At 64.8% G+C, this 14,913-nt stretch carries 15 protein-coding genes; 3 read left to right on the top strand and 12 right to left on the bottom strand.

All coding sequences use genetic code 11. From position 1 onward, the window contains the following. Positions 1-6: 6 nt before the first annotated feature. The 3 genes from KYC_RS21655 to KYC_RS21645 all read right to left on the bottom strand — a co-directional run bounded on the left by KYC_RS21655 (position 7) and on the right by KYC_RS21645 (position 2,536). Positions 7-1,044, bottom strand: coding sequence for a COX15/CtaA family protein (locus KYC_RS21655; protein WP_008166457.1), 1,038 nt, complete (start codon positions 1,042-1,044; stop codon positions 7-9). Positions 1,045-1,067: 23 nt separating this feature from the next. Next, entirely contained in the window at positions 1,068-1,649 is a 582-nt protein-coding gene (locus KYC_RS21650) for an SCO family protein (protein ID WP_008166455.1), read from the bottom strand. Positions 1,650-1,720: 71 nt separating this feature from the next. Further along, positions 1,721-2,536: an SURF1 family protein gene (locus tag KYC_RS21645; RefSeq protein ID WP_008166453.1), complete on the bottom strand. Its 816-nt coding sequence runs from the start codon at positions 2,534-2,536 to the stop codon at positions 1,721-1,723. A gap of 36 nt (positions 2,537-2,572) precedes the next feature. On the opposite strand from KYC_RS21645, the gene KYC_RS21640 reads away from it, so the two are divergent. Next, complete coding sequence (locus tag KYC_RS21640) at positions 2,573-2,773, top strand: twin transmembrane helix small protein (RefSeq protein WP_008166451.1); 201 nt, start codon at positions 2,573-2,575, stop codon at positions 2,771-2,773. A gap of 149 nt (positions 2,774-2,922) precedes the next feature. Here KYC_RS21640 and KYC_RS21635 read toward each other — a convergent pair whose 3' ends face one another. The 5 genes from KYC_RS21635 to coxB form a co-directional block, all read right to left on the bottom strand. After that, on the bottom strand, positions 2,923-3,798 hold the full coding sequence (locus KYC_RS21635) for a cytochrome c oxidase subunit 3 (protein WP_008166450.1): 876 nt from the start codon (positions 3,796-3,798) through the stop codon (positions 2,923-2,925). 36 nt (positions 3,799-3,834) lie between these two features. Next, the gene (locus KYC_RS21630; protein WP_008166449.1) at positions 3,835-4,059 is read right to left on the bottom strand and encodes a DUF2970 domain-containing protein; all 225 of its coding nucleotides are present in this window, start codon (positions 4,057-4,059) and stop codon (positions 3,835-3,837) included. 9 nt (positions 4,060-4,068) lie between these two features. Continuing rightward, a complete protein-coding gene (locus KYC_RS29960; protein WP_008166448.1) occupies positions 4,069-4,194 on the bottom strand; it encodes a cytochrome oxidase small assembly protein in 126 nt (41 codons plus the stop codon). A gap of 31 nt (positions 4,195-4,225) precedes the next feature. Beyond that, positions 4,226-5,833: a cytochrome c oxidase subunit I gene (gene ctaD / locus KYC_RS21620; protein WP_008166447.1), complete on the bottom strand. Its 1,608-nt coding sequence runs from the start codon at positions 5,831-5,833 to the stop codon at positions 4,226-4,228. A 106-nt stretch (positions 5,834-5,939) separates the two neighbouring features. Next, positions 5,940-7,097 carry a cytochrome c oxidase subunit II gene (gene coxB, locus KYC_RS21615; protein ID WP_043519062.1) on the bottom strand — a complete coding sequence of 386 codons (1,158 nt, stop codon included), beginning with the start codon at positions 7,095-7,097 and terminating at the stop codon, positions 5,940-5,942. 288 nt (positions 7,098-7,385) lie between these two features. Here coxB and KYC_RS21610 point away from each other — a divergent pair, with 288 nt between their 5' ends. Beyond that, positions 7,386-8,192 carry an NUDIX hydrolase gene (locus KYC_RS21610; protein WP_008166444.1) on the top strand — a complete coding sequence of 269 codons (807 nt, stop codon included), beginning with the start codon at positions 7,386-7,388 and terminating at the stop codon, positions 8,190-8,192. A 3-nt stretch (positions 8,193-8,195) separates the two neighbouring features. Here KYC_RS21610 and KYC_RS21605 read toward each other — a convergent pair whose 3' ends face one another. Further along, positions 8,196-10,895 carry a cation:proton antiporter gene (locus KYC_RS21605; RefSeq protein ID WP_050814924.1) on the bottom strand — a complete coding sequence of 900 codons (2,700 nt, stop codon included), beginning with the start codon at positions 10,893-10,895 and terminating at the stop codon, positions 8,196-8,198. 196 nt (positions 10,896-11,091) lie between these two features. On the opposite strand from KYC_RS21605, the gene cpdA reads away from it, so the two are divergent. Next, the gene (cpdA, locus tag KYC_RS21600) at positions 11,092-11,928 is read left to right on the top strand and encodes a 3',5'-cyclic-AMP phosphodiesterase (protein ID WP_043519061.1); all 837 of its coding nucleotides are present in this window, start codon (positions 11,092-11,094) and stop codon (positions 11,926-11,928) included. A gap of 320 nt (positions 11,929-12,248) precedes the next feature. Here cpdA and rpoH read toward each other — a convergent pair whose 3' ends face one another. The 3 genes from rpoH to fghA form a co-directional block, all read right to left on the bottom strand. After that, on the bottom strand, positions 12,249-13,133 hold the full coding sequence (rpoH, locus tag KYC_RS21595; protein ID WP_008166438.1) for an RNA polymerase sigma factor RpoH: 885 nt from the start codon (positions 13,131-13,133) through the stop codon (positions 12,249-12,251). Positions 13,134-13,299: 166 nt separating this feature from the next. Beyond that, positions 13,300-13,989, bottom strand: a complete 690-nt coding sequence (locus tag KYC_RS21590) for a hypothetical protein (RefSeq protein WP_008166436.1) — start codon at positions 13,987-13,989, stop codon at positions 13,300-13,302. Between the two features lie 98 nt (positions 13,990-14,087). Beyond that, the coding region (gene fghA, locus KYC_RS21585) for an S-formylglutathione hydrolase (protein WP_008166435.1) at positions 14,088-14,913 on the bottom strand (826 nt) is incomplete at its 5' end.

Here is a 14,913-nt window from a genome sequence, read left to right as displayed (position 1 = left end):
CCTATTTTAAACGCGCACCAAATTGGGGCCGTACCGCCCCGCCGGCTCGCGTCCGGCCGAGGCCAGACGCACCATCAGCACCACCGAGGCCAGCGTCAGGCCAGCCGCGCCCCCATTGTGCAGCACCGCGATCAGCAGCGGCCACTGGAAGAAGATCGTGGTCAGGCCCGTGAACAATTGCGCGGCCAGCAGCGCCAGCATCAGCGTGGCGGGCCCGCGCAGGCCGGGTTCGGCGGCGCGCAGCCGCCATGCCAGGATGCCCAGGTAGACGAACACCACGAAGGCGAAATTGCGGTGAACCCAGTGGATCGCCGTCAGCGCGGGCTGCGAGATCATCTCGCCTGAGGGCAATTCGCCCAGCCCCCGGATGACCGAGTATCCGCCGTGGAAATCCATGTCCGGAATCCATTGCCCGTGACACGTGGGGAAATCCATGCAGGCCAGTGCGGCGTAGTTGGTGCTGACCCAGCCGCCCAGCGTCACCTGGACCAGCAGCAGGGCGAACCCGCCCGCCACCCAGGGCCGCCAGCGCGCGGCCGCGGCGCTCACCGCCAGGTGCGGACGCTCGCGCGCGGACAGCCAGGTCATCAGCGCCAGCACCGACAGGCCGAACACCAGGTGCGCGGTCACGACGGCCGGCATGAGCTTGTGCGTTACGGTCCAGGCCCCGAAGGCGCCCTGCACGCACACGGCCACCAGGGTCGTGATGGCCAGGGCCGGCGAGCGTCCCAGCTCGCGGCGGTAGCGCCAGGCCATGTAAACGATGCCGATGATCAGCATGCCCAGAATGGCGCCGACATAGCGGTGGATCATTTCGATCCAGGCCTTGGACAACGTCACGGGGCCGAAGGGCATGGCCTGCGATGCCTCGTGGATATCGCCCATCGCGCCAAGCGGCGTGACGCTGCCATAGCAGCCGGGCCAGTCCGGACAGCCCAGGCCCGAATCCGTCAGGCGCACGAAGGCGCCGAACATGATCAGGTCCAGCGTCAGGAACCAGGTAAAGAAGACGAGCTTGCGATAACGCGCTTTGATGCGGTCCATATCAAAAATCAGAAAAACTAAATTCAACCAATACGCGAGTTATAGACCAGCTTGCTGATGTCCTTGCGCACCTTTACGCCGTCGGCCTCGGCCGGGTACTGCATCATCAGGTTGCCCAGCGGATCAATCACCCAGATCGGATCCTGCAGGCCGGGCTGGCCGGCCGCGGAATCGCGCGCCAGCAGGTAGCGCGCCAGCTGGTCCGGATCCACGCGCACCATGACCGTACCCTTGTAGGCTTCCAGCACCTTGTCCGGCACGGCCGCGTCGTCCGTGATGAACCACACGCGCGCCAGGCGCTCTACGTTCTTGCCCTGGCTGGCGTGGCTGTTGCGGGTGATGAAGAGCTTGCGCGCGCAGCTTTCGGGGCACGCGGCGCCGTCGGCGGCCACCAGCAGCCACTTGCCTTTCAGGCTTTGCAGGTCGAAAGGCTTGCCGTCCAGCGTGGTCAGGCGCAGTTCGGCCGACTGCGGCATCGGCCGCTGCGGACTCAGCAGCGTACCGTAGTTGCTGGAGTCGGCCGGCCACCACTGCGGATTCATGTAGACCACGAACGCCGCGACGATGGGCGCCAGCGAACACAGGAACACCAGCAGCATGGGCATCAGGGAGCGCTTGCCTGCGGGCTTGTTGGTTGAAAGGTCGCGAGCCACGTTGTGTCCTGGAGTAGGGTTGTTCATCTGCGGGCGCGGATCCGGGCCTGAGCCGCGTTGTCCGTGCGCTGGCGCATGCGCCGGATGGCGCCCCCCAGCACCACCAGCCATGCAATCGCGGCGATGGCGCCGAAAGCGAACCACTGCACCGCATACGATGTGTTCTGCTGAAAATCCACGGAAGGCTGCGGCCAGTCGCGCACCAGGCCATCGCCGGCCGTATCGCCGCGCTGGCTCAGGACCGTCGGCAGCAGGGCAAGTCCGGTCGCCTTGGCATAGGCATCCAGCGGCAGGTTCTGTACCTGCGGCACGGTCCCGCCCGCCACCGGCAGCGAAGCCGGCAGGGTGGACGCTTCCGCTCCGCCCAACGACCACAGTTCAAACAGGCGGGGCACACGCACCGACAGTTCGCCCTCCACGGTCTGCATGCCCTCGGGCGTGGGCGGCAGGCGGGGTTCACCCTGGCCCTGGATCACCCGCGGCAGCCAGCCGCGCAGCACCAGCACCGCGCGCCGGCTGGACGCGTCCAGCAACAGCGGCGTGGCCAGCCAGTAGCCCGGCTTGCCGTCGTGATTGCGATTGTCGAGCAGTACACTGAATTCAGGCAGCCACGCGCCGCTGGCCTGGGCCGCGCGCCAGGCGGTCATTTCGGCGGGCGGAGTGGCCGGCGTCAGCGCCAGCGGCGCTTGCTTGCGGCCCGCTTCGATCGCGTCCAGAATGGCGCGTCGCTCGTCGCTGCGGCGCAGTTGCCATTGCCCCAGCGACACCAGGATCGTCACGGCCAGGCCAAGCAGAAGTAATGCGGCTACCGTGTAGCGGGTGGAATGCGGTCGGGCCATCTGTCGTTGCTAATTCGGATTTGTCGGGAGACCACTATGCGCGTTTTCGTCGTTCTGGCCTTCGTCGGGATACTGGCCAGTCTGGCATCCGCCCTGGTCTACCTGATGCGGGACAAAGGTACCACCAACCGCACCGTCAACGCGCTGACTGTGCGCATCGGGCTGTCGGTCGCCCTGTTCCTGTTTGTGCTGTTTGCCCATCACATGGGCTGGATCGAGAGCACCGGCTTTAGATAGGCCGCGCGGCTCCCGGTTCCCCGGGATTTCGCCCGCGGGGCGGCGGCGCGCCCCTTCCAATAGTTTAAAAGCGCGGCGGATGCCGGCTTGCCCGGCGCTCCCCGCGCTTTCCCGTGCCGCTATGGCGCCCCGGATTTCGCCGGCCGGCGTCAGAACCAGTATACGAAAAGGTACAGGCCCAGCCACACCACGTCCACGAAGTGCCAGTACCAGGCCGCGCCCTCGAAGCCGAAATGGTGGTCGGCCGTGAAGTGGCCGCGCATCAGACGGATCAGGATGATGGTCAGCATGGTGGCGCCCAGGATCACGTGGAACCCGTGGAAGCCGGTCAGCATGTAGAACAGCGAACCGTAGGCGCCCGAGTTGAACTTGAGGTTCAGGTCGCGGTAGGCATGGATGTACTCGAAGGCCTGACAGCCCACGAAGATAAAGCCCAGGATGACGGTGGCGGCCAGCCAGAACATCGTCTTGGTGCGATGGTTCTCACGCAGCGCGTGGTGGGCGATGGTCAGCGTGACGCCGGAACTGAGCAGCAGTGCGGTGTTGATGGTGGGCAGCCAGAAGGGGCCCACCGTCTGGAAGGTTTCGACCACGCCGGCCGGACCGAAGTTGGGCCACGTCGCCTGGAAGTCGGGCCACAGCATCAGCCGGTGGTCGATGTCGCCCAGCCACGGCGTCGTGATGGTGCGCGTGTACCAGAGCGCCCCGAAGAAGGCGGCAAAGAACATGACTTCGGAGAAGATGAACCAGCTCATGCTCCAACGGTAGGAATCGTCGATGCGCTTGCTGTTCAGGCCGGTTTCCGATTCATGGATGGCGTCGCCGAACCAGTAATACAGCACGACGATCACGCCGATGAATCCCGCCAGCACGGCCCATTTGCCCCAGCTGACGCCATTGACCCAGGCGGCGGCGCCCAGGCCCATGAACAACAGCGCCACGGCCGTGCGCACGGGATGGCCCGAGTCGGCGGGGACAAAGTAGTACGGTGCCTCTTTACCTTGAACCGAGTGACTTGCACTCATGGCTTTCTCCCTGGTACAGATTTAGATTTACGTGATTCAAGTCAGGCTGGAAACGGCCCAACGCACAATTAGTACTAGCACTGTCACGAAAATTGCCGCCGCCAGAAGCCCGGCCACGATGACGTGGACGGGATTGAGCCTGGCGGTGTCCTCACGGTAGCCCGCGCCCTTGCGCACGCCGAAGAATCCCCACGCCACCGCCTTCATGGTCTGAAGGAAACTCAGCTTGCGCTGAGCGGTTTCGCGCAGATCGTCGCTCATGGCAGCGGCCTAGCCCATCGCCTTGCCGGTCAGCAGGGCTGAACCGCGGATCACGGTCCAGGCAAACACGGCGATCACGAAAACCAGAAGGACCACTCCTGCGATCTTGTTGCGGCGGCGCTGCTCGGGTGTCATTGCTGTGCTACCTGGAACATGAAAATCGGGTTCACTTCACTTCGGGCGGCGTTTCAAAGGTATGGAACGGCGCGGGCGACGGCACCGTCCATTCCAGGCCTTCGGCGCCTTCCCACGGCTTGGCCGCAGCGGGTTCGCCCTTGCCCATGTAGCAGCGCACGATCGCCCACAGGAAAATCAGCTGCGACAGGCCGAACCAGAAGGCGCCGATGGTGGCGAGCTGGTGGAACGTCGTGAACTGCGCGGCGTAGTCGGCGTAGCGGCGCGGCATGCCCGCCAGGCCCAGGAAGTGCATCGGGAAGAAGGTCACGTTGAAGGAGATCAGCGTGGACCAGAAGTGCAGCTTGCCCAGCTTTTCGCTGTACATGCGGCCGGTCCACTTGGGCACCCAGTAGTACGCGCCGGCGAACAGCGCGAACAGGGAACCGGCCACCAGCACATAGTGGAAGTGCGCCACCACGTAATAGGTGTCGTGGACCTGGATGTCGATGGGGGCCACCGACAGGATCAGGCCGGTGAAGCCGCCCATCGTGAACACGAAGATGAAGCCGATGGAAAACAGCATCGGGGTTTCAAACGTCATGGACCCGCGCCACATCGTGGCGACCCAGTTGAACACCTTCACCCCGGTGGGGATGGAAATGAGCATCGTGGCGTACATGAAGTAGAGCTGGCCCGTCACCGGCATGCCCGTCGTGAACATATGGTGGGCCCACACGATAAACGACAGGACGGCGATGGAGGCGGTCGCGTACACCATCGAGGCGTAGCCGAACAGCTTCTTGCGGGCGAACGCGGGCACGATCGCCGACACGATGCCGAACGCCGGCAAGATCATGATGTAGACCTCGGGGTGCCCGAAGAACCAGAACACGTGCTGGTACAGGACCGGGTCGCCGCCGGCGGCGGCATTGAAGAAGCCCGTGCCGAAGTGGCGGTCGGTCAGCACCATGGTGATGGCGGCGGCCAGCACCGGCATCACGGCCAGCAGCAGGAACGCGGTGATCAGCCAGGTCCAGCAGAACAGCGGCATCTTCATCAGCGTCAGGCCGGGCGCGCGCATGTTCAGGATGGTGACGATGATGTTGATCGCGCCCATGATGGACGAGGCGCCCATGATGTGGACGGCGAAGATCGCCAGGTCCATGCCGGGACCCATCTGCAGCGACAGCGGCGCATACAGGGTCCAGCCCGCGGCAGTGGCGCCGCCCGGCACGAAGAACGACACCGTCAGCATGATCGCGGCCACCGGCAGCAGCCAGAAGCTGAAGTTGTTCATGCGGGCGAACGCCATGTCGGACGCGCCGATCTGCATCGGGATCATCCAGTTCGCGAAGCCCACGAAGGCCGGCATGATGGCGCCGAACACCATGATCAGGCCGTGCATCGTGGTGAACTGGTTGAAGAGTTCGGGGCGGAAGAACTGCAGGCCCGGCTCGAAGAGCTCGGTGCGCAGCAGCAGGGCCAGCGTGCCGCCCTCAAGAAGCATGACGAACGAGAAGATGAGATACATCGTCCCGATGTCTTTGTGGTTCGTTGCAAAAAGCCACCGGCGCCAGCCAGTGGGGGCACCGTGGTGGTGGTCATCGTGACCGTGGCCGTGGCCCGGCGACACGTGGTCTACAGTGACGCTGCTCATGATGGACTCCTTCCTGCTGAGTGCCAGCCCCGTTCCACGGGGCGGGCAGGGTATCTCTAACTAAACGGAACCGGTTCTACGGTGAAGGAACTGGGCGCGCGCGCAATCAGCGCGCGGCCGCGACGTCCTTCGGTGGAACCGTCGGGTCCTGCCCCTTGCCGGCATTGCTCCAGGCATGGCGCGTATAGCTGATGACCGCTGCGATCTCGACATCGTTGAGCTGCCCGCCGAACGCCGCCATGGCGGTGCCGGGCTTGCCCTTCAGCACGGTGTTGATCTGCTCGCCCTTGGGGCCCAGAACAACCTTGTCTCCGTCGAGCGGCGGGAAGGAACCGGGAATGCCCTTGCCGTTGGCCTGGTGACAGGCCACGCAATTCGCCGCGAAAACCTTTTCGCCGCGGGCAACCAGTTCGGCTTCCGTCCACTCTTTATTGGGATCGTCGACGTTTGCCGCCATCTTCTTCTTTTGGTCTTCAACCCACTTATCGTAGTCGGCTTGCGCCAGGACTTCTACGACGATGGGCATGAAAGCGTGGTCCTTGCCACAGAGTTCCGCGCACTGGCCGCGATAGATGCCAGGCTTTTCCGCGTTGAACCAGGCGTCGCGCAGGAAGCCGGGGATGGCGTCCTGCTTCACGCCGAAGTCCGGAATCATCCACGAGTGGATGACGTCGGACGCGGTGAGGACGACGCGGACCTTCTTGTTGACGGGGACGACCATGTGGTTATCCACTTCCATCAGATAGAACTGGCCCTTGGGCTCGCGGTTCTCGATCTGGGCGCGGGGGGTCGACAGCGTGGAAAGGAACTTGATGCCGGCGGCCGAACCGTCCAGGTACTCGTAGCCCCATTTCCATTGGTAGCCGGTGACCTTGATGGTCAGGTCCGCACTGGAAGTGTCTTTCATGGCGACGACCGTCTTGGTGGCCGGCAGCGCCATGGCGATGACGATGATGAAGGGGATGACGGTCCAGGCGACTTCGACGCCCAGGTGTTCGTGGAAGGTTGCCGCTTTGTGGCCGCGGGACTTCCGGTGCGCCCAGATGGAGTAGAACATCACTCCGAAGACGCCGATGAAAATCACGATACAGATCGTGAGCAGTAACCAATGCAGCCACATGATGTCGCGCGAAATCGCGGTGACGCCTTCATGCAGGTTCAGCTGATTGACCTTCGGACCGCCGGGCATGTTTTGCACCTGAGCGCCGGCCACGCTGCCAATCAGCATCGCACAAGCCCCCAGTATCCCTCTCCACTTCTTCATGCTTACCTCGAAATACGGCGCGAAGGCCCATTTGCTGGTGGCGGAAGTCACCGTGAATCGGGCAACACGCAATTATTAGATGGCAGGGCGATGCAGGGAGATAGAGCGGCCCTGTCGTTCCCTCTCGAAATCACAAAGAAACTGGCGGATTATAGCGGACGCGCAAACAGATGTAAGTTAGCGCCCTTGAATTCATCGGACCCGCCCCCATCTGCGCGCGCCCCTTGACCGCGCGCCCTGAATCGGCTGGCATAAAATCGTCGGCAACCTCACCACCATGCCGCCACGATGTCCAAGCAGTTGTCCGATCTGTATGCCGCCCTGTGCGCCCGCGCGCAGGAGCCCGCCCCTGAAGGCGCACGCGCTCTATATATAGCGGGGCGCCGCTGCGGCTGGGTCACGCACGCCGCTTGCGATGCGCTGCGCGGCGCGCCGCACATCGACGTGGACGACACGGCGCTGCGCATCGGCGAGGGCATGGAGCCCGGCAAAGCGCTGGATTTGGTCCTGGAACAGGCCGCGGAACTGTTGCGCCAGGCCAACTGCCTGCGCGGCTGGCGCGATGAATTGCTGGACGTGATGGACGGCGACCGCGCGCTGGGCGTGATCGAGCGCGCGGCCGTGCGGCCCCTGGGTCTCCTGACCAAGGCCGTGCATCTGAATGCCTGGACACCGGACGGCCGGCTGTGGGTAGCGCGGCGCTCGCTCAGCAAGTCCACCGATCCCGGTATGTGGGACACGCTGGTGGGCGGGCTTGCCGGCAGCGGCGAAGACCTGGAACTGGCGCTGGTGCGCGAATGCGGCGAAGAAGCCGGGCTGGACGAACCCGACCTGGCACGCCGTTCGCCGCTGCGCACGATCCTGCGCATCCATCGCCGCCTGCCCGAGGGCTACCAGGTGGAAGACGTGCTGACCAGCACCTGCGTCCTGGCGCCCGACGCCCGTCCCGCAAACCGCGACGGCGAAGTCATGGAAATCGCCACCATCGACGTCGACACGGCGGTGCACCGGATCATCGAAGGCGAATTCACGCTCGAAGCCGCGCTGGTCCTCATCGAGGACATCATGCGCCGGCGGGCCGCCGGCGAGATCTGAATTTCAGCGGGGCGCGGTCTCCGGCGCTCCGAGCACGGCGCCCCCGGCAGCGTCGTCCCCGCCGGCCTGGTCCGAGCGCAACTCGCGGACAGCAAGCCTGTCCACCTCGCCTGAGCCCTCACTGGCGCCCGCGGCCTCGGCGGCTTCGGCCGCCTGCGCCGGGCTGGGCCCGGCGGGCGGCGCGGGAGCCGGAACGGGCGCGGCGTTGGACGCCTGAGAAAACTGCTTCCAGACTTCGATCGCCCGCAGCCGCTGCTTGGCCACGACCTGGATGCGATCGCGCAGGTTCTCGTCGCGCGCAAGCAAGGCGTGGAAGTCGCGCGACGACAGCATCAGCAGCTTGCTGTAGCCCAGCGACGTGACATCCGGCGTGAGCTGCTGTTCGCCCAGCAGGCCGAGTTCACCGAAGAATTCCCCGCTACCTAGTTCGATCATGGTGTTGTCGGGCAGATGCGCCGCGACTGCGCCCGACGCCACGAAGCACATTTCCTCGCCATGGCGGCCCTGGGTCAGGACCCGCTGGTCGGGCAGGGCCAGGCGCGGCTTGAGCAGCTTGCTGATGGCGCGCAGGGAGTCGGGCGACAGGCCTTCGAACAGCGGCACGCGCTTGATCAGTTCGGCCGCGCTCATTTCGATGTCCAGCGGCGGATGCCGGTCGATATGCGACCAGCGGCTCTTCAGTTGCTCCATCAGGTCCGCGTAGACTTCGCCGCTGATCAAAAACTGCTCAAGCATGTCGCGGTAGCGGATGCGCTCGATCTCGCGGGCGACGCGGCCCAGGTAGCTTTCCTGCAGCCATTGCGCGTACGACGGATACTGCAGGTTCAGGGCCTGCAAGGCATTTTCGATGAGGTCGAGGCGGCGCTGGTGCAGGGACACAATGCGTTGCGTGGCTTCCTCGCCCAGCAGCGGCGTGATCTGTTCGCGGGCAAAGGCGATCAGGCGTTGCGCGACCGACCGCTTGCTCATCAGGTTGGCGAACCGCTGACCAAGCTCGCGCGCCAGCCAGCTCTGGAATCCGAACACGTAGTGCAGCCGCAGGGCCAGCCGGAAACCAGTGGAATAGCGCACATCCGCCACGATGGCGCGCTCGAAACCCGGCACGCCCCCCAGGCGGATGGCGTCTTCCAGCCGTTCCGCCCGCGCAAGCAGCGCCTCGGCCATGCGCCAGTCCACGATCTGCGCCTTCAGGATACTGAAGAACATTTCCTCTTCGCGCTGCGCCACGATGGTCAGGCCGACCGCCACGCGTTGCTCGTCGCTCATCTGGCCCACCTGGCCGTCGTGCACGCTGGCCAGACTGGCGTCGAACACGGCGCGGATGCGGTCGCGGACTTCGTTGCCGATGTGCTCGGCCTTGGCCACTTCGTCCGTCTTGCCCTGCAGGTCTTCCAGCGCCACGGCCAGCACCTGGTTGCGAATGGTGCGCTCGACCGGCGACAGCTGGTTCAGGCCCAGCACCCGGATCAGCGGCCGCAGGCTGATGCCGTTGACGAACAGCGTCATCAGCACGAAGCCCGTCGTCGCGACGGCGATGAACTGGCGCGCCTCTTCAGGCACGCCGGTCTGTTCGGTGACCGCCAGCGCCAACGCCAGCGACACGGCCCCGCGCAATCCGCCCCACAACATTACCAGCTTGTAGGGATTACTGACTTTGGCGCCCAGCCGGGTCAGGCCCAGCAGCGGCAGCAGGCCAAAGACCACGATGGCGCGCGCGACCAGGGTCACCACGAACACCACGCCCACCAGCACCAGTTCCTGCCAGTCGGCGGCGGCCATCAGCTTGGGAATCAGCATGGCCGCGAACAGGAAGATCAGCGAATTCGCCCAGAAGCCGAACTGCCCCCATGCGCTCGATAGGTATTCGAAGGTGGTGGGCGACATGCGCGTGCGGCCGGTGGAGCCGACCACCAGGCCCGCGATTACGGTGGCCACCACGCCCGACACGTTCAGGTAGTGCTCGGAAATGAAGAAGGAAAGATAGGCCAGGGTCAAGGTCAGCGTGATCTCGGCCGTGGGAAAGCCGCGCAGCCACGCAAACAGGAAGCAGGCCAGCCGCCCCATGGCAAAGCCGGCGATGCCGCCGCCGATGAAGTGGACGATGAAGTCATTGAAGATTCCGCCGACCGTCAGCTCCCCGTGGCCGCCCAGCACGGCCAGCAGCACGGAGTACAGCGCGATGGACGCCGCATCGTTGAAGAGGCTTTCGCCCTCGACCAGAGTCGTCAGCCGCTTGGGTGCGCCGACCTCCCGGAAGATGCCGACCACCGCCACCGGATCGGTTGTCGCCACGATGGCGCCCAGCAACAGGCATACCACCAGGCCGTAGGACGACACCGCGTCCAGCGTCACCCCGACCACCACCGTGCACACGACCACGGCCACAATGGCCATCATGAGGATGGGGCCGATGTCGTCCATCAGCCGCCGGACGTTCATGGACAGCGCGGTCTCGAACAGCAGGACCGGCAGAAACACCATCAGGAAGGTTTCCGAGGAGATCTCGAAGCGTTCCAGGGAATCGAGGAAGTCGCCGATCCAGGCAGGCGCCCAGCCATGCACGTGGATGATGATGCCCAGCAGACAGCCGACGATAGCCAGCAGCACCGAGTACGGCAGCTTGAGGCGGCCGGCCAGGGGCGGCATGAAGCAGACTAGCGTGAGCAGGCCCGCAAGACCAAATACGAGAAAACCAACATCCATGGGTAGCGCCGCGTCCCGAGCTTATAACGAGTGGAGAGTTCCACAAGAATAGCGGCTTTTTTCCGCTGGCCGCGGCGGTGGCCGGCAAGGATTCAGGGAGAATGCACGTTTCGTTACCCCAACAGACGCTTGCGATACGCGCCGCGCCATGTTTTTTGGGTAATGTGGCATCACGCTAACTTTGCAGGAGCGGCACGTGGCACGCATCCATTCTTTGTCCCGGCGTAATGATGCGCCTGCCATGCTCGTCCAATTGACCGACAGCCATCTGTTCGGCGAGCCCGACACCTCGATGCTGGGCGTCAATACGGACGCGAGCCTGCGCGCGGTTCTGCGCCAGGTAGAAGCCGACGGCAAGCATCCCGACGTGCTGCTGGCCACCGGCGACCTGTCCCAGGACGGTGAAGCCGCCGGCTACCGGCGCTTTGCGGACATTCTGTCCGCATCGGGCGCGCTAGAGCGCGCGATCATCCGCTGCCTGCCCGGCAATCACGACCAGCCGGCGGTGCTGCGCCAGGAACTGCCCGAATGGTCGACGCCGGTGACCGACGTGGGTGCTTGGCGGGTCGTCACGCTGGACACGACCGTGCCCGGCTCGAACGCCGGCCATCTGCCCAACAGCCAGCTCGACATGCTGGAAGCCGCGCTGGCGCAGGCGCCGGAGCGTCACACGCTGGTGGCGATGCACCACAATCCGATGCAGATCGACAGCCACTGGCATGACTCGATGATGATCGACAACCCGCAGGCGCTATTCAAGCTGCTGGCGCGCTGGCCGCAGGTGCGCGTGCTGCTGTGGGGACATGTGCATCATGAATTCGACCGGCGCCGCCACAACCTGCGCATGCTGGCCACGCCGTCGACCTGCTTCCAGTTCAGCATCCGGGACGGCAAGCATGTCGTGGACAACATGGCGCCCGGCTACCGCTGGATCAAGCTTTATCAGGACGGCTCCATGGCCACCGGCGTGCGCCGCGTGCAGGACGCGCTGTGGCATACCGCGCTGGCGCCGGACAGCGCCCAGGCCGCTTGATCCGGCCATGCGCGCCAGGGGAAGGTGAAGACGCGCGAACCGTGCGGACATAAAAAACGGGGCACCGATATGCATGGTGCCCCGCAAGCATCCGTCTCATAGGGGAGGGGAAAGAGGAGAAGCCGAGACGGATGACAAGACTACAAACCGAAGTTCGCGGTCTACATGAAGTTAGGCGGCGCCATCCCTATTAAGTTTCTGTGAATCCGGAAAATTCGCCGGCGATTTTGTATCAATTTATTGGCAAGCGCTGCATCGCGGCGCACAAAGAAAAAGGCCGCGGAGTCAGCGGCCTTTCGTACGAGCAGAGCGTGTGCAGATCAAGACGCCAGGTTGCCGCGCATTTTCTTGAGGGCGGCGGCTTCGATCTGGCGGATGCGCTCGGCCGACACGCCGAATTCCTGGGCCAGCTCGTGCAAGGTTGCGCCGCCGTCATCCTGCAGCCAGCGGGCTTCAACGATGCGGCGCGAACGGGCGTCCAGCGCATCGAGCGCGCCGGTCAGGCCGGAGCTCTGCAGGCGATCGCGCGCGACGCGTTCCAGCACGCGCGTCGGTTCCTGGCGGCCTTCGTCGGACAGGTAGGCGATGGGCGCATAGCCGTCGTCGTCGTCGTCCTGGTTTTCCAGCGACATGTCGCGGCCGGACATGCGAACTTCCATTTCGCTCACGTCTTCGTGGCGCACGTTCAGTTCGCGGGCAATGTGGTCGACCTGTTCCGGATCCAGCGTCTGGCCGTCGGGGCGCATGCTGCGCAGATTGAAGAACAGCTTGCGCTGGGCCTTGGTGGTGGCCACTTTGACCAGGCGCCAATTGCGGATGATGTATTCGTGGATTTCGGCCTTGATCCAGTGAACCGCGAACGACACCAGGCGCACGCCGCGCTCAGGGTCAAAGCGCTTGACCGCCTTCATCAGGCCGACGTTGCCTTCCTGGATGAGGTCTGCGTGGGGCAGGCCATAACCCAGGTACTGGCGCGCCACCGACACCACCAGTCGCAGGTGCGACAGAATCAGCTCGCGGGCAGCGCCCAGGTCTTCCTGGTCGCGCAGTTGGCGGCCAAGTTCCGTTTCACGTTCCGCGGACAGGACCGGCAGGCGGTTGACCGCAGAAATATAAGCGTCGATCGTGCCGAGAGCGCCCGGATTGGCAATGGCCAACGCCAGAGCGTTGCCGGAAGCGGTCAACGAGGTACTGGGTTGCTTCATAGCGGGGGTCTCCGGATGGCGAAGAGAAAACATGGATTCGATGTTAGCACTCTAGTTGTTGGAGTGCTAATTCGACTATTGCGGCGCATCAAAGTTTCATTTCCACCTATGCGTCACCAATTATATTCGGCCTTTTTTGGCCGACCCGAGGGGCTATCCCAACGGCTTACCAGCCGAGGCGCTTCAGCCCTTCGGCGGTGGCTTCCCCATCCGGACGGATGAAGAGCGCGCCGCGGGGGTCCAGATAGACCTGGTACCTGGCGCCGTCGAACATCGGCATATAGGCGCCACTGCCGAATTGGACATCCACGAAAGGGAACCAATTCGGGAAACTCTTCTTCAGCGAAGCGAGATCCGGTGCGGGCCAGTCATCCAGGGCATGCACGGAACGCGTGGCCGAGGCTTCCCGCGTCGCGTCGCTGTAGCGGCCGGACAGGCGCTCCAGGCGGTATAGCGGCGGCACGCCGGCGATCAGCGCCGGCAGCCTCCAGCGGACGACCCGGGCGTCGATCTGCCATTGGTCGCCGTACAGCACATACTGCTTGGGTGCGATGCCGGGCGCGGCGGCATTCACCTGGAACTGCCCATCGGCCTGCTGGCGGATGTCGATGCGGGCGACGGGCTCGTCGGAGGTAAGGCGCACGAACTGCACCAGCGAAAGCGCCAGCAACCCCGATACGCATCCCAGGCACACCATCAGCAATCCGCACAGGCGGCGCACCGGCCGGAACTGGAACATGCGGCGGCCCCGCTCGTCGCGCGGACCGCCACGGCCTAGCAGCATGACGATTCCCGGCAGCAATACGATGACGGCGCCCAGCAAAATCCAGGCGAAGGGAGCAATTCCGTTGATCAAATCAGGCGTTCCTTTTCAAACCGCCGCGGCTTGCAGCGCGGGGCGCGCAGGACGCCGCCAGCCCGCTCCGGCAGGCACCCCAGTATAGAAGCGCGCCCTCAGGCCGCCGGTTTTCCAAGCCGTTCGACGTGAAACCGGATGTGATCCTCGACGAACGTCGAGATGAAGTAGTAGCCATGGTCGTAACCCGGCTGGCGACGCAGCACCAGCGGCTGATCCGCGGCGGCGCAGGCGGCCTCGAATACCTCGGGATACAACTGCTCGGCCAGGAACTGGTCGGCATCGCCCTGATCAATAAGGATGCCGCCAGGGAACGGCCGCTTCAGGCCGCGCATCAGCGCCGACGCGTCCCAGGCGGCCCAGTCCGAAGTGTCGTCGCCCAGATAGGCGCCGAACGCCTTCTTGCCCCAGGGGCATTGGCTGGGCGCCGCGATAGGCGCGAAGGCGGACACTGAACGGAACTTGCCGGGATTGCGCAGCGCCAGCACCAGGGCGCCGTGGCCGCCCATTGAGTGGCCGAAAATGCCAGTGCGCGATGCGTCGCCGGGCAGGTCGCTGCCGGTGACGATGCCGTGCAGCTCCTGAGTGACGTAGCTGTACATACGGTAGTGGTCGCGCCAGACGGGCGTGGCGGCATCCAGGTAGAAGCCGGCGCCCGTGCCCAGATCCCAGCTTTCGTCTTCGCCGGGCACCCCGGCGCCGCGCGGGCTGGTGTCGGGCGCCACCAGCATGACCCCCAGTTCGGCAGCCACGCGCTGGGCGCCCGCCTTGATCATGAACGTCTCTTCCGTGCAGGTCAGGCCCGCCAGGTAGAACAGGACCGGCACCGGCCCGTGCTCGGCCTGCGCAGGCACATAGACGGAAAACCGCATGGGCAGGCCGATCTCCGCGGATTCATGGCGGTAGTAGCGCTGCGAACCGCCG

Origin of the sequence: Achromobacter arsenitoxydans SY8 (assembly GCF_000236785.1) — a bacterium.
Taxonomy (GTDB): Bacteria; Pseudomonadota; Gammaproteobacteria; order Burkholderiales; family Burkholderiaceae_B; genus Achromobacter; species Achromobacter arsenitoxydans.
Note: the sequence above shows the minus strand (reverse complement) of the source record. Positions and strands in the feature narration are given on the sequence as shown.

What these genes read in the sequence shown, in the direction of transcription:
- KYC_RS21650 (WP_008166455.1), bottom strand. Translation starts at nt 1,649, where the DNA reads ATGCCCATGCTGCTGGTGTTCCTGTGTTCGCTGGCGCCCATCGTCGCG.
- KYC_RS21640 (WP_008166451.1), top strand. Translation starts at nt 2,573, where the DNA reads ATGCGCGTTTTCGTCGTTCTGGCCTTCGTCGGGATACTGGCCAGTCTG.
- KYC_RS21655 (WP_008166457.1), bottom strand. Translation starts at nt 1,044, where the DNA reads ATGGACCGCATCAAAGCGCGTTATCGCAAGCTCGTCTTCTTTACCTGG.
- KYC_RS21645 (WP_008166453.1), bottom strand. Translation starts at nt 2,536, where the DNA reads ATGGCCCGACCGCATTCCACCCGCTACACGGTAGCCGCATTACTTCTG.
- KYC_RS21610 (WP_008166444.1), top strand. Translation starts at nt 7,386, where the DNA reads ATGTCCAAGCAGTTGTCCGATCTGTATGCCGCCCTGTGCGCCCGCGCG.
- KYC_RS29960 (WP_008166448.1), bottom strand. Translation starts at nt 4,194, where the DNA reads ATGACACCCGAGCAGCGCCGCCGCAACAAGATCGCAGGAGTGGTCCTT.
- coxB (WP_043519062.1), bottom strand. Translation starts at nt 7,097, where the DNA reads ATGAAGAAGTGGAGAGGGATACTGGGGGCTTGTGCGATGCTGATTGGC.
- ctaD (WP_008166447.1), bottom strand. Translation starts at nt 5,833, where the DNA reads ATGAGCAGCGTCACTGTAGACCACGTGTCGCCGGGCCACGGCCACGGT.
- KYC_RS21605 (WP_050814924.1), bottom strand. Translation starts at nt 10,895, where the DNA reads ATGGATGTTGGTTTTCTCGTATTTGGTCTTGCGGGCCTGCTCACGCTA.
- KYC_RS21630 (WP_008166449.1), bottom strand. Translation starts at nt 4,059, where the DNA reads ATGAGCGACGATCTGCGCGAAACCGCTCAGCGCAAGCTGAGTTTCCTT.
- KYC_RS21635 (WP_008166450.1), bottom strand. Translation starts at nt 3,798, where the DNA reads ATGAGTGCAAGTCACTCGGTTCAAGGTAAAGAGGCACCGTACTACTTT.
- rpoH (WP_008166438.1), bottom strand. Translation starts at nt 13,133, where the DNA reads ATGAAGCAACCCAGTACCTCGTTGACCGCTTCCGGCAACGCTCTGGCG.